Here is a 13,783-nt window from a genome sequence, read left to right as displayed (position 1 = left end):
ATTAGATAAATTGGCAAAGTGTTATTATTTGTTTGATTACGGGTTGTTTATTTTGTTTTTTGAATAATTCGTAATTTTTTTAATTAGAAAAAAATATGGTTACCTTTGTATAAAGTCTTGAACGGTTTCGGAGAACTCCCGAAATCGATTTTGTCGTTTACACCATTATTACTTATGCAGTTAAAACCCATCCACGAGAAGTTTCTTCCGGATTTATTACAAAAAGAATTTGGAAAAGAGATTTTCACCCAACTGGAAGCTCATCAGCATATTTCTGTAAAGGGAAGTGCAGGTTCTTCAGCTTCCGTTTTTGTAGCGGAGCTTTTCCTTACACAAAAGAAAAATATTCTTTATTTGGTAGATGATAAAGAGGATGCCCTATATGCCAATACGGAAATAGAAGACTTGTTAGGAAAGGATAAAGTTCTTTATTTTCCAGCAACCCATCTCGAGCCCTATCAGGTAGAAAAAACTCAGAATGCTAATCTTGTTTTAAGGACAGAGGTTTTAAATAAGATCAACTCAGGTAAATCCCCGAAAGTAATCGTTGCATATGCTGGCGCCTTATCAGAAAAGGTGCTTAAGAAAGAAGATTTCAAAGCAATTTCGCATCACATAAAAGTAGGTGATCAGTTGGATTTTGATTTTGTAGACGAGCTGCTTTCCCATTATCAGTTTCAACAGGCGGATTTTGTATCTGAACCAGGAGAATTCTCCGTGCGTGGTGGGATTGTAGATGTTTTTTCTTACTCTTATGAAAAACCTTATAGAATAACATTCTTTGGAAATGAAGTAGAAAATATCAAGACATTTGATATTGAAACCCAACTTTCAATTGATAAGGTAAAAGAGTTTCAGCTGGTTTCAAATATGAACTTTTCAGTGTCTGGAACTAAAGTTTCCTTGCTTCAGCTTTTGCCGAAAGAGAGTTTTGTTGTTTCCAGAAATGGAGTTGTAGGATTACAAAAGATAAAATCTTTTTATGAGAAGGCACTGGAAAAATATGAAACGCTAAGCAAAGATATTGCTCACCGGATTCCACAGGAGCTATTTATTTCTGATCAGGAATTTTTATTTGATTATAAAAAATTTAAAACAATTGATTTTACCAGTGTTGCGATTGATGAGCTGAAAACTTTTGATATTAATATAGATCAGACTCCTCAACCTTCTTTTCATAAAAATTTTGAATTACTGATCGAAGACCTTGAAGAAAAACAAAGTAGTGGTTTTGATACATGGATTTCTTTTTCAACAGAAAAGCAAAAAGAAAGATTGGAGTCTATTTTTGAGGAACTTGAGCATAAAACGGTTTTCAAAAGTTTTAAATCCGAACTTCATGAAGGGTTTGTGGACAATCACCATAAAATTTCTGTCTACACTGACCACCAGATTTTTGACCGTTACCAGAGATATAAGGCCAAAAACACCTTTGCAAAATCTGAACAGCTCACTTTAAAGGACCTGATGTCTTTAAAGATTGGAGATTATATTGCTCATATCGACCATGGGATTGGTAAGTTCATGGGATTGGTAAAGGTAAATAATGATGGGAAAATCCAGGAATGTTTTAAACTAACCTATAAAAATGGAGATTTATTATATGTAAGTATCCATTCTTTACATAAGATATCTAAATATAATGGACCAGATGGAAAGGAGGTCGTTTTAAGTAAATTAGGTTCACCAGCCTGGAAGTCTTTGAAGCAGAAGACGAAAGCGAAGGTAAAGCAGATTGCTTTTGACCTCATAAAACTTTATGCTCAAAGGAAAACGGCTCAGGGATTTGCTTATACTCCTGATTCTTATTTACAGAACGAGCTGGAGGCTAGTTTTATCTATGAAGATACTCCGGATCAGGAGAAGGCAACCATCGATGTGAAGGCAGATATGGAGGCCAGTACTGTGATGGATCGTCTGGTATGTGGGGATGTTGGTTTTGGTAAAACTGAAGTAGCGATCCGAGCTGCATTTAAAGCTGCAACAGATGGGAAGCAGGTGGCTGTTTTGGTTCCGACAACTATTTTGGCTTTCCAGCATTACAGAAGTTTCAAGGAGAGATTAAAAGATTTTCCGGTTACTGTTTCCTATGTAAACAGATTCAGAACAGCAAAACAAAAATCTGAAGCGTTGGAAGGTTTGAAAAATGGAAAGGTAGATATTATAATAGGAACACATCAATTGGCAAGCAGTAGTGTCAAATTTAAAGATCTGGGATTGCTGATCATTGATGAGGAGCATAAATTTGGAGTTTCTGTTAAAGATAAATTGAAAACATTAAAAAGTAATGTAGATACCCTTACTTTAACGGCTACACCTATTCCAAGAACGCTACAATTCTCTTTAATGGCTGCAAGGGATCTATCGGTTATTAAAACACCGCCGCCAAACAGGCAACCTGTAGATACTCAGATCATTGGTTTTAATGAAGAGATTTTGCGCGATGCCGTTTCATATGAACTACAAAGAGACGGGCAGGTATATTTCATTAATAACAGGATTGAAAACCTAAAAGATATAGCAGGGCTGATCCAAAGATTGGTTCCTGATGCCCGTGTAATTACAGGGCATGGTCAAATGGAGGGAAAGCAGCTGGAGAAAAATGTACTGGATTTTATGGAAGGTAAATATGATGTGCTTGTTTCAACGACTATCGTAGAAAGTGGAGTGGATGTTCCGAATGCCAATACTATTTTTATTAATGATGCTCAAAGATTTGGTATGGCTGATCTTCACCAGATGAGAGGAAGGGTAGGAAGAAGCAATAGAAAAGCTTTTTGTTTTCTGATCACTCCGCCTTATGATATGATGACTTCTGATGCCAGAAAACGATTAGAGGCTATAGAACAGTTTTCCGATTTAGGAAGCGGTTTTCAAATTGCAATGAAAGATTTGGAAATCAGAGGAGCCGGGGATTTGTTGGGTGCTGAGCAAAGTGGATTCATAAACGAAATGGGATTTGAAACCTATCAGAAACTAATGCAGGAGGCATTAGAGGAGTTAAAAGACGATGAAGATTTTGAAAACTTATTTGAAAATGAAGAGGACAGACAAAAACTTTTCAAATCTGTAAAAGAGGTTAATATTGATACGGATCTGGAACTTATGCTTCCTGACTTTTATATATCAAATACAGAAGAAAGGTTATTGCTATATCAGAAAATTGCAGAAATTGATAATGAAAAAGATCTTCAGAAATTTGAGGCAGAGCTTGTCGATCGATTTGGTCCTTTGCCTAAAGAAGCAGTTAATCTTTTAAAAAGTGTTGCTTTGAAGTGGTTGGCTGCAGACATTGGATTTGAAAAGATTGTCATGAAAAATGGTGTCTTTTTAGGATACTTTCCAAGCAATCCGCAGGACAAATTTTATCAGACAGACAAATTTAGACATATTATAAATTATCTTACCCAAAATCCTTCTGAAGCGCAACTTAAAGAAAAAATGGGGAAAGAAGGAAATAATTTGATGATGCGAAAAGATAAGGTGAAAAATGTAGATGAAGTAAATATTTTACTGAAATCTATATTGGAGTTATAGGTTGTTTTTTGCCCTGTTTTAAAGATAATTCTACCTTTTGATATAAGGAGTTCTATAAATATGTAGGCATATTTCTATGAGATAAATAATTAAATAATAGCGGGTTGTATTAAAATTTTGTACATTTGCACCGCTTATTATGAAAAAAACTATATATTTCGTCATGGCGGGACTATGTTCCTTCTATGTACACGCACAAGTGGGAATTGACACAAATGTCCCGAACGCGACTCTCGACGTTAATGGGAAAACAACCCTAAGAAAAGAATTAAGAGTAGGAGGAACTCCAGCTCTTGTAGGAAATGCCGGACTAAACGGACAAGTTTTAGTTTCGCAGGGAGAAAATTTACCTCCGGTTTGGAAATCAATCAATGTATCTTTTATGGAAGAAGGACAGTACAAATTAATTAATTCGTTCTTGTCTCTCGATCAAAAAGGAATTACAACTTTATCTAATGGTGTAGCAGGTGATAACATCTATACCAGTACGGTCGGTGATAATGTAACTGATACAGGAAAAGGTAAATGGGTAAAGATTGAAGGGCTAGAAAATAATTTTACGGTAAAAAATCCAAGAAATAGGATTACTTATCAATTTCAGTCAGGAATTGAAATGAAAGCTCCTGTGGCTACTACTTCTCAAAATATAAGCTTTGCATGTGGCGTATTTAGAGGGGGAAAACTTGTTGCTGTAAGACCTGACAAGGTTTCTACAACAAATAATAGTGCTAAAGGAGGATTCCAGGAATATATTTTCACGCTTAATTATACTGAGCAGAATGTTCCTTTAGGAGCTCAGAAAATTGAAGTAGCTTGTAGGAAAATTGAAACTTCTGATGTTAATAGCCAATTTACAATTGGACGTAACATTTCGAATTCCAATACAGTTTCCAATGCATTTACTTTAGAGTCAGATCTAAAGATTGACATTATTGAATACGTAACCTACAAAGCCAATTAATTCATGAAAAATATATTATCATTCCTATTTTTATCAATAGGGCTTTCTCTTTCTGCGCAAATAGGAATAAAAACAGTAACTCCTAAAGCAAAATTAGACGTAAATGGAGATGTAAATCTTCGTAATAAACTGGTTGTTTTAAATACAACAGACAATAGTCTTGTTCAGGGGACTAATGGTCAGATATTAGTTTCACAGGGAGAAGGTTATCCTCCAATATGGAAAACGCTTAGAATTCCTGAGTATGAACCTAATCAATTTTACTTGATCTTTAATAATTCATTCTCAGATAGAACAGGTGTTACTTTCACGGGTACTCAAGAATCTACTACAGCTTCTACAAGATCTGCTAGTTTTGTAAAAGGAAGTGACTTCAGTACTTTTAATAATTTTAAAAAGATTACTTCTTTATCTCAGCCTTTCCAGGTGAATAGTACAGAAAGCAAAACTTACTTTCAGTTTGAAACGGTAGTTCATACTAACTTTCCGGCAAATGCTGCTACAGATACTTCCATTGATTATGCTTGCGGAATTTTTGTAGATGATAAATTGGTGAACCTTAGACAAGGAAACATTAAAGCGAGTAGTGCAAGTAATACGTTTTTGACTCATAATCAAATTGGAATTGCTTCAAATCTTACAAAAGGAACACATAACATCAGTGTAGCTTGTTCAAGATTACAATCTTACAATACAAACAACGCTACCTTAGGGATAGGAATTAATGTTGCAACCAACATTGATAGCTTTATTGCTCAATCATCTTTAAAAGTAGATGTATATGAAATCCCTCAAGTATTTAACCCCATTTTAAATTAAATCATGAAAAAAATATTTTTAATAACATTATTATTAGGTATTGGTTTATCTAAAGCTCAAGTGGGTATAAATACTAACACTCCCGTGAATACGCTTGATATTAACGGAGATTTGAATGTAAATAAGGAGTTTAGAACAGGCGGAACTAATACTGTGAAAGGAAGTGCCGGAAATGCTGGAGAGATTTTTCATAACAATTCCGATTTGGTAGCTAACGATTGGAAAAGCATAAAGATTGCTGACGGACAAGGAAGTATGGCATTGTTTTCTATCAATACGGTTTCTGATAAGGTAGGAGCTACGTTTAGTGGTGCAAATGGATCAACAGCACCTTACGCTGAAAATGCTGCTTTAGATGCAACATGGACTGTTTTATCAGGAGCAGTAGATACTTTCTCTATAACTAATGCAACGAATAAGGTTGTATTTACTTTTCAGACAACGACACAGAAAACAGCGAATGCTGGATCCTCAATAAGTTATGCTTGTGGTATTTTCGTGGATAATACTCTTAAAGCTGTAAGAACTGACGTTTTGGTAGGAGGTGATGGTACGAACAAGATTTTTAATCTTAATGCAACCCTTACTAATCTTACTCCTAAGAATAATTATAGCGTTAAGGCTGCTTGTACAAAAAGAAACCTGAATTCGGGAACCTTAGGTACTGGAAAAGCAGTAAATATGACTTATTTAAATGATGATATGGCTCAATCAGTATTGACTACACAAGTATTACAACCGTATTAATTTTTATAAATACATTAATAATATTAAAAATCTAAAAGCATTGCTTTTAGATTTTTTTTTGATGAAAAATATTGAAATTTCTTTTTTCAGAACGTATTGTAAAATAAATTATATTTGACGACTAAGAAAATTAATAAACTATGAAAAAAAACTACTTCTTAAAAGTGTGTAGTTTGGCACTCTTTGGACTCTTTATGTCATGCGATAATACAACCGCAGATCCTATTAATAACAATAAAAATAATCCTAATAACCCTTCTAATGGAAATGGTGGTGGAACAACGATTACGGGACCAAGAATTCTTGAGAAAATTACCGTTAATAATGTTGTTAATGAAGAGTATATAACTAACGCAGGTTTTCTTGACAAAGCGATCTTTAAAGATGATAGTGGTCCCAATTCTTTTATTACAGGAAATGTTACATATACCAATAATAAGATCTCAAGGGTGAAATTTGTGTCAAATGCTTCCGGGAGTCTAATGTATGATTATAATATTACCTATGATGGAGGTGGTAAAATTTCAGGGACTACAAACAGTACAACGATGGGTTCGGTTACAGTATCTCAAAGTGACTATGTTTATTCCTATGATTCTACAGGAAAGATCTCAAAAATCCTGGAAAAGAAAAAAATGGCAGGGACATCTACCTATACAGGTTTTACTGAAAATGTAATCACTTATTCAGGGGATAATGTGTCTAAAGTTATCTGGACCATGGGAATTATGGATTCTAATGGTAATCCGGATATGTCTAATTCTAATTCCGCAACCTATAATTATCAGAATTATGACAGTAAAATAAATCCATATACTACACTTCCAAAAACGTTTTTTGTAGTATGGAGTTTATTCCATCCAGCTAACTTTTACACCCTTTCTGCAAATAATCCAGCAACATTAAACTTTGTTTTCCCTCCACCTGCACCTGCAATTACCGCTCCCAAGACGTATTTGTATGATTCACAGAATTATCCGGTGTCAGATCAAAGTCAGTTACAGAAATATATTTACAAACCTTTATAGGTTGCTAATTTAATTGCTAGTTTTATTATAATATGAATAAATATATACTTTTTGTTTAAAAAAAAATTATATTTGTGAAAAAATAAATAATCCCCCCTGGAAATGAAACAACTTTTCTATTTTATTTTACTGTTAGCCGGTTTTTCTTCCATTCATTCTTGTAAGGATTTAGTTGATGAAGAAGGAAATCCACTCATTGACTTACATAATAATACTGGTTTAAATGGCCCTAGAGCATTGTACAGAGAAATTACAGATGCAGATACAATTGCAGAATATCATTATAATGGATTGCTTTTATCCAAGGTACTTTCAAAAGGAAAATCTGTTACAGATATACAGTACAGTGGTAACAATGTAAGCAATGTTACGTTCAATGGATTTGTGGACTCTGATAATGATGGAACTCTGGATGCAGACAGCACATCGTATAAGCAAATTTTCACCTATGGTAATAATGGAAGACTGACAACTATTTCTGAAAGTCGTACTACTTATAATAGAACGCCAGCAATACCACCTACTACACCTCCGGGACCATGGACAGTTTTAGCAAAGACTAAAATACTTTATAATATTGCTTATAGTCCTACGACAGGTAAGTTGGCAAAGATTACGATGCAAAACGGACCAGATGCCGGACCAATATTTAATTTTACCGATTATTCTGAAACAACATATGATTACTTAGGAGATAATGTATCTAAAGTTGTAAGACAATATGGTACTATAGCAGGAGGGGTGTTCAGTCCACCTACAAAAAAACTGGGATATGATTATTCCAATTTTGATACTCAGATAAGTGCATATACATTGCTTCCTTTTGCATATAAGTTATCTGTTATTTTATCTACAGAAATGAATGATAGAAGAAGTTTGATACTTTCTCCTAACAGTCCTAAAAGAGTGGCGATAACCGACCTTACAACACCGATACCTGTGCCGGCTATTTTCAGTACAGATTATCATTATGATCCTCAGACCTATGTGACAGCAGGATTTGGTATCAATTATATTTATAAGCCTTTATAAAAATTCTTTTAATAATATATAAACTCAATTCCTAACAGAATTGAGTTTTTTATTTTTTATCTCTTAATTTTGCAAAAAATTTCAAATGAAATATTTAATAGTAGGGCTCGGTAATAAAGGAGCTGAATATGAAAATACACGTCACAATATAGGTTTCAAAGTTGCAGAAAAAATAGCAGAGACTCTTGAAGTTTCTTTTAATACTACCAATTTTGGTTGGATGGCTGAAGGAAAATACAAAGGGAGAAAAGTGTTGGTTTTAAAGCCTGATACTTATATGAATCTTTCTGGAAATGCGGTGAAATATTGGATGCAAAAAGAAAATATTCCTTTAGAAAATATAATGATCGTTACAGATGATCTAGTGTTGCCATTTGGAACATTAAGGATGAAAATGAAAGGTTCTGATGCAGGCCACAATGGACTTAAAAATATTAATGAGGTATTACAAACTCAGAACTACGCGAGGCTTCGCTTTGGAATTTCTGCTGACTTTTCAGAGGGAAGGCAGGTTGATTATGTTCTAGGTACCTGGAATGAAGAAGAGAAAGAAAAACTTTCTGAACGAATTGAAAAATTCTCAAAAGCATGTTTATCATTCGTTTTTGCAGGAATTAACAATACGATGTCTGCTTTTAATGGTAAATAAAGATTGGCCTGATTATAAATAAAACCTCTATTTTAGGGGTTTTGTTATTTAGTGACTACAATATCTCTCACTATTTTTTTCTCAAAGAAGTTTTTTTCACTTACAGTAAAACGATAAGTATGCTCCTGTTCAAAGAACTCTATCGGAGTAGTTGGAGAAGTGTCTGGTTTCCATTTAATAGTTAATGTGACCTCATGATCAGTGTTTATGTCTTTATTTGAAAATCTGAATGATGTACTAGGTAAAGGATTACTCTGATTATCTGTAATATCCGATTTCGCCTTCTGAGGTTGCAGTTGGGTCATATCTTTTAGCAATAAAGAAAAAGGTTTCCCAATATACTTTTCTTTATTTGTCTCAAATTTTCTAGCATAGGCAAGTGTATCACTAACTGTCTTTTGAGCTTTTATATGCCCATTTAAGAAAAATAAAGTTCCAATCAGAATTGTATTTGCCAGTGTTTTCATAAGTTTATTGGTCGTGCAATTTTGAATGTCAAATGTAAGTATTTTCAAAATGTATAAGAATTGACATTTAGTTAAAACTATATTAAAACCACTTGTAAACAATAAAAAAGACCACCGGATTTCGATGGTCTTCCAATGTGATTTAAAAATTAATTTATCTATCTTATAACGTATTTCACATTTAGTTTTGTCAAGATAAAATATAAGTATTTTAGCCTCTTATAACCAGGTTACAGCCCCTGTTTCAACATCGTAATTTGCTCCAACGATTTTGATTTTACCTTCACTTTCAAGGTTTTTAAGCGTTGAACTTTGATTACGGATATCTTCGATTGCATTTTTTACATTCTGCTGATTTAATCTTTCTAGTAGAGAACTGTTTTTTGATGAGCGTTCTTCATTTTCTTGGATCACGTCATTAATGATCGGGTCAAAATGGTTAATCAGGTGGTTGAGATTATCCATTCCCATTCCTTCGATTTGTGCTGCGTCAAGACCTCCTTTTAAAGCGCCACATTTTGTGTGGCCTAAAACCACGATTAATTTTGAACCTGCGACATTACAGCCAAATTCCATTGAACCTAAAATGTCTTGATTGACAAAATTACCTGCGATTCTGATGCTGAAAACATCTCCGAGCCCCTGGTCAAAAATAAGTTCTGCAGAAGTACGGCTATCTATACAGCTTAAAACGACTGCGAAAGGCCATTGTCCTTCACGTGTAGCATTTACCTGTTCAAGAAGGTCTCTGTTTGCCTTAAGATTATTTACAAATCTTTGGTTTCCCTCTTTTAAAAAATTTAATGCTTTTTCAGGGGTAATCGTAGATTGAGTTTCAGATGTATGTGCTTTCATATAATTGAGTTGTTTTGAATTTTAAAGTTAAAAAAAATAATTGTTAATAAATGAGCTTACATAGCTCTTCTGTGGGTAACCAAAATATGAGAATCCTGATTGGTTTCATAATCTCTGTAGGATGTTTTGAAGCCCAAAAGTTCTACATTGATATCTTCTTCCTTTGCTCGGATATTGGCAAAGTCCTGGATCATTTCCAGTACATCTGTTGCAATATACGACGTATCTCTTGCATCAATGGTTACCGAAGAATTTGGTTTTATATTTTTAAGTGTTTTTTTGATAGCTGCTTTATTTAAAAATGAAACTTCTTCAGCTAGTTTAATGTTAATTCCATCTGCATCATCCAGTTTTTCTCTACTTAAATAATAAGCTCTTTTCATATTTCCCTGAAGAATATAGAAAATAGAAATCGCAAGACCTATTCCGACTCCTTTTAATAAGTCCGTTGCTACAACTGCAACAACAGTTGCTACAAATGGAATAAACTGGAATTTTCCTAATTGCCAGAAATGCTTAAATGTAGCAGGTTTTGCTAATTTATATCCTACTAAAATTAATACCGCAGCTAATGTAGCAAGTGGAATCAGGTTTAAAATTACCGGAATAGAAAGCACACATATTAATAAGAAGATACCATGAATTATAGTTGATGCTTTAGAGGTAGCTCCTGCATTTGCGTTAGCAGAACTTCTCACTACAACTGAAGTCATAGGAAGTCCACCAATAAATGAACTGATGAGGTTTCCTATTCCCTGAGCTTTTAATTCTAAATTGGTATCTGTAATCCTTCTTTGTCTATCCAATCTGTCAGAAGCTTCAATACAAAGTAGTGTTTCAATAGAGGCTACAATAGCAATTGTAGCTCCTACGATCCATACTTTGGGATTCGTAAAGCCATTGAAATCTGGTGTAGTAATCAAGTTTTTAAAATCATCCAAAGACTGGGGAACAGGTAATGAAACCAAATGCTGTGTCTGGATGGCCAAAGGGCTTCCTGTAATTTTAAATATTTGATTTAAACCAATACCAGCAATTACAGCAACCAATGCCCCAGGTAACATTTTCATTCTTTTTAGCACATGGATTTTATCCCATGCGATAAGAATAGCTACAGACACTAAGGTAACAAGAATAGCTCCGGGATGAATTGCTCCAAATAATTCAGTGAAATATCCAAAGTTCAATCCATTATCAAAAATAGATTCGTGGCCTTCGTAATCCTTGTCAAATCCCAAGGCATGAGGAATCTGTTTCAAAATAATGATAATTCCGATTGCGGCAAGCATTCCCTCGATCACATTGTTTGGGAAATAGTTGGAAATACTTCCTGCTCTTACAAACCCCAAAACTAATTGGATAAGTCCTGCAATGATTCCTGCACAAAGGAAAAGTTCGAATGCTCCGAGATCAGTAATTGCGGTTAGTACAATCGCTGTTAATCCTGCAGCAGGACCAGAAACTGAAATGTTTGAATTACTGATTGTTCCTACTACCAAACCTCCTACAATACCCGCAATAATTCCGGATAAAGGGGGAGCGCCTGATGCTAAAGCAATTCCTAAACATAGTGGAAGTGCTACTAAAAATACTACGAGTCCTGAAGGGAAATTCTCCTTGATTCCTCCTATTAATGATGTCTTTTTCATGATGTAAGCTGTGAGATATAACCAACCTATTTGTCTTTAAATAAGTCAATTATAAAGATTGGAAATTTAATTTTTAAAGGACATGTATATTCCATATCAAAAACAGATATAGAATAGCTATCAAAAAATCTAACTGTAAAAATTAAGCTTCCGGAGGCGGAGAAAATATCGTTAACAGAGGTGACAGATGAAAAGAATCATCTATCAGGACAAATGATTTGTCTTCTATAGAGGGTTCAAAAAACTTCAGATAATCAAAGACATCTAAAGGTTTTGGAAGTGTTTTTTCGTAAACTATAAAAGAGGTAGGATGAGAGTGTGGCTCTTCTTCATTAAGTACTACATTGGTTCTCGATAAATCCCAGCCCAATATTACAGCAATGCTTGGCAATGCTGTAAAGTTTAGGAAAACCGTTAATACAATAATACTCCAGAACTTCATCTTATCTTTTTTGTGAAAAACTAATTGGTTTTTCTATTCATTACCCAATCTGATTCTGTCAGGTTATAGATTTTTTGGATATCCTTTAAAACTTTTTCAAAATCTATATCCAAATCAATAATTTTTCCTGTTCTCAGATCGAATACCCAGCCGTGAACAATAGGATACTCTTCTAAAATGTATCTTTCCTGTACACAAGCCATTTTTATTACGTTGATACACTGCTCCTGAACATTAAGTTCAACAAGCCTGTCATATCGCTTGCCTTCATCCTGAATAGAATCAAGTTCTACCTGATGCAATCTGTAAACATCACGAATATTTCTCAACCATGGATTTAATAGTCCTAAATCCTGAGGAGTCATCGCTGCTTTTACGCCGCCACAGTTATAATGTCCACAAACAATAATGTGTTTTACTTTTAAATGTTCTACAGCATATTGAATAACAGCTGTTGAACTCATATCCAAAGTATTAACAACATTGGCTATATTTCTGTGAACAAAAACTTCTCCAGGCTTGGCTCCCATTAATTCCTCGGCTGTTGCTCTGCTGTCTGAACATCCTATATATAGATAATCGGGATGCTGAGTTTTAGCTAATTCTTCAAAGAAAGTTGGATCCTGTGAAATTTTGGATTCTACCCATTTTCTGTTATTTTCGAAAATAGATTCGTACGATTGGGACATAAAATAAATTTTTAAGGTTTATAATTATTTATTTCGTTTAAATTATTTTCGAATTCAATAGACTGAATCAATAATTATGCAAAAATATAATTTTTGCCGAATAGTTGAACTCTTTTAACAAAGTTTAATATTAAAATGTGCTTAAAATCATACTTAGTTGTACAATTAAGCATCAGTCTTATGCTGTCTTTATTAATAATTTAAACATAATGAAATCAATATAAAAGTACGAACAATTACGTATAAGGAAATAATTTAGTAATTAAAATATTATTAAATGGGAAAAGAAGTAGTATTAGAAATAGGGAGATTTTTTATATTTTATTATTGATATAGCCTTCTGTAGCATCCTCCCTTGGATATATTTTTCCTGGATTTCCAACGACAACAGAGTTAGAAGGAATATCAAAATTAACGTATGAATTGGGTGCGATTAAGACATTGTTTCCAATAACTACCCCTCCAACAATTACGGCATTGGCTCCGATCCATACTTCATTTCCGATGGTTGGAATTCCAGTATTCTTTCCACGGTTTTGCTGCCCAATAGTTACCCCTTGGGCAATATTGCAGTTGATTCCGATTTTAGTTTTAGGATTAATGACAAGGCTTCCCCAGTGTCCTAAATAAAAACCTTCTCCAATTTGAGTTTCCGGATAAATTTGAAAACCATATTTTATCTGGTGATGTCTTAGTACAAACCTCCAAAATGCTCCAAGAACAGATTTCTTTTTGTAAGTCTGGGCTTTTCTTAGAATGTAAATGAAATGTAAATTGGGGTTTACACACTTTGCCCAGATTTCAAATTTTGAAAGCCATTTTCCATTTTCCCTGTAAAAATCTTTTTGGATGGTGGTATATTTATCTGACATGTGGCAATATGTATAAGATTGAGAAGATAAATTGAG

13 protein-coding genes are annotated in these 13,783 nt (G+C 34.0%); 7 read left to right on the top strand and 6 right to left on the bottom strand.

Going from position 1 to position 13,783, the window contains the following annotated elements; genetic code table 11:
* Positions 1 to 174 precede the first annotated feature (174 nt).
* The 7 genes from mfd (at position 175) to pth (ending at position 8,773) form a co-directional block, all read left to right on the top strand.
* Positions 175 to 3,537: a transcription-repair coupling factor gene (mfd, locus tag JHL15_RS01620; RefSeq protein ID WP_200241976.1), complete on the top strand. Its 3,363-nt coding sequence runs from the start codon at positions 175 to 177 to the stop codon at positions 3,535 to 3,537.
* Between the two features lie 139 nt (positions 3,538 to 3,676).
* On the top strand, positions 3,677 to 4,498 hold the full coding sequence (locus JHL15_RS01615; protein WP_200241974.1) for a hypothetical protein: 822 nt from the start codon (positions 3,677 to 3,679) through the stop codon (positions 4,496 to 4,498).
* Between the two features lie 3 nt (positions 4,499 to 4,501).
* Positions 4,502 to 5,317 (top strand): hypothetical protein, encoded by an 816-nt coding sequence (locus tag JHL15_RS01610; RefSeq protein ID WP_200241972.1) that lies wholly within the window; start codon positions 4,502 to 4,504, stop codon positions 5,315 to 5,317.
* 3 nt (positions 5,318 to 5,320) lie between these two features.
* Positions 5,321 to 6,064, top strand: coding sequence for a hypothetical protein (locus tag JHL15_RS01605; RefSeq protein WP_200241970.1), 744 nt, complete (start codon positions 5,321 to 5,323; stop codon positions 6,062 to 6,064).
* 140 nt (positions 6,065 to 6,204) lie between these two features.
* A complete protein-coding gene (locus JHL15_RS01600) occupies positions 6,205 to 7,092 on the top strand; it encodes a hypothetical protein (protein WP_200241967.1) in 888 nt (295 codons plus the stop codon).
* Positions 7,093 to 7,194: 102 nt separating this feature from the next.
* Positions 7,195 to 8,124, top strand: coding sequence for a hypothetical protein (locus JHL15_RS01595; RefSeq protein WP_200241964.1), 930 nt, complete (start codon positions 7,195 to 7,197; stop codon positions 8,122 to 8,124).
* Positions 8,125 to 8,209: 85 nt separating this feature from the next.
* Positions 8,210 to 8,773: an aminoacyl-tRNA hydrolase gene (gene pth / locus JHL15_RS01590; protein WP_200241962.1), complete on the top strand. Its 564-nt coding sequence runs from the start codon at positions 8,210 to 8,212 to the stop codon at positions 8,771 to 8,773.
* Positions 8,774 to 8,817: 44 nt separating this feature from the next.
* Here pth and JHL15_RS01585 read toward each other — a convergent pair whose 3' ends face one another.
* The 6 genes from JHL15_RS01585 to JHL15_RS01560 all read right to left on the bottom strand — a co-directional run bounded on the left by JHL15_RS01585 (position 8,818) and on the right by JHL15_RS01560 (position 13,747).
* Positions 8,818 to 9,240, bottom strand: coding sequence for a hypothetical protein (locus JHL15_RS01585; protein WP_200241960.1), 423 nt, complete (start codon positions 9,238 to 9,240; stop codon positions 8,818 to 8,820).
* Positions 9,241 to 9,459: 219 nt separating this feature from the next.
* Positions 9,460 to 10,095 (bottom strand): carbonic anhydrase, encoded by a 636-nt coding sequence (locus tag JHL15_RS01580; protein ID WP_200241958.1) that lies wholly within the window; start codon positions 10,093 to 10,095, stop codon positions 9,460 to 9,462.
* A 56-nt stretch (positions 10,096 to 10,151) separates the two neighbouring features.
* Entirely contained in the window at positions 10,152 to 11,744 is a 1,593-nt protein-coding gene (locus JHL15_RS01575) for a SulP family inorganic anion transporter (protein WP_200241957.1), read from the bottom strand.
* Between the two features lie 142 nt (positions 11,745 to 11,886).
* Positions 11,887 to 12,186: a hypothetical protein gene (locus JHL15_RS01570; protein WP_200241956.1), complete on the bottom strand. Its 300-nt coding sequence runs from the start codon at positions 12,184 to 12,186 to the stop codon at positions 11,887 to 11,889.
* A 20-nt stretch (positions 12,187 to 12,206) separates the two neighbouring features.
* Entirely contained in the window at positions 12,207 to 12,875 is a 669-nt protein-coding gene (locus JHL15_RS01565; protein ID WP_200241955.1) for a carbonic anhydrase, read from the bottom strand.
* A gap of 314 nt (positions 12,876 to 13,189) precedes the next feature.
* Positions 13,190 to 13,747, bottom strand: coding sequence for a serine acetyltransferase (locus JHL15_RS01560; RefSeq protein WP_200241953.1), 558 nt, complete (start codon positions 13,745 to 13,747; stop codon positions 13,190 to 13,192).
* Positions 13,748 to 13,783: the final 36 nt, after the last annotated feature.

This window comes from Chryseobacterium paridis (assembly GCF_016595215.1).
In the GTDB taxonomy this organism is placed as follows: domain Bacteria; phylum Bacteroidota; class Bacteroidia; order Flavobacteriales; family Weeksellaceae; genus Chryseobacterium; species Chryseobacterium paridis.
Note: the sequence above shows the minus strand (reverse complement) of the source record. Positions and strands in the feature narration are given on the sequence as shown.

Coding starts and splice junctions, on each gene's coding strand:
- JHL15_RS01580 (WP_200241958.1), bottom strand. CDS start 10,095: ATGAAAGCACATACATCTGAAACTCAATCTACGATTACCCCTGAAAAA.
- JHL15_RS01565 (WP_200241955.1), bottom strand. CDS start 12,875: ATGTCCCAATCGTACGAATCTATTTTCGAAAATAACAGAAAATGGGTA.
- JHL15_RS01600 (WP_200241967.1), top strand. CDS start 6,205: ATGAAAAAAAACTACTTCTTAAAAGTGTGTAGTTTGGCACTCTTTGGA.
- JHL15_RS01615 (WP_200241974.1), top strand. CDS start 3,677: ATGAAAAAAACTATATATTTCGTCATGGCGGGACTATGTTCCTTCTAT.
- JHL15_RS01560 (WP_200241953.1), bottom strand. CDS start 13,747: ATGTCAGATAAATATACCACCATCCAAAAAGATTTTTACAGGGAAAAT.
- JHL15_RS01570 (WP_200241956.1), bottom strand. CDS start 12,186: ATGAAGTTCTGGAGTATTATTGTATTAACGGTTTTCCTAAACTTTACA.
- JHL15_RS01610 (WP_200241972.1), top strand. CDS start 4,502: ATGAAAAATATATTATCATTCCTATTTTTATCAATAGGGCTTTCTCTT.
- pth (WP_200241962.1), top strand. CDS start 8,210: ATGAAATATTTAATAGTAGGGCTCGGTAATAAAGGAGCTGAATATGAA.
- mfd (WP_200241976.1), top strand. CDS start 175: ATGCAGTTAAAACCCATCCACGAGAAGTTTCTTCCGGATTTATTACAA.
- JHL15_RS01595 (WP_200241964.1), top strand. CDS start 7,195: ATGAAACAACTTTTCTATTTTATTTTACTGTTAGCCGGTTTTTCTTCC.
- JHL15_RS01605 (WP_200241970.1), top strand. CDS start 5,321: ATGAAAAAAATATTTTTAATAACATTATTATTAGGTATTGGTTTATCT.
- JHL15_RS01575 (WP_200241957.1), bottom strand. CDS start 11,744: ATGAAAAAGACATCATTAATAGGAGGAATCAAGGAGAATTTCCCTTCA.
- JHL15_RS01585 (WP_200241960.1), bottom strand. CDS start 9,240: ATGAAAACACTGGCAAATACAATTCTGATTGGAACTTTATTTTTCTTA.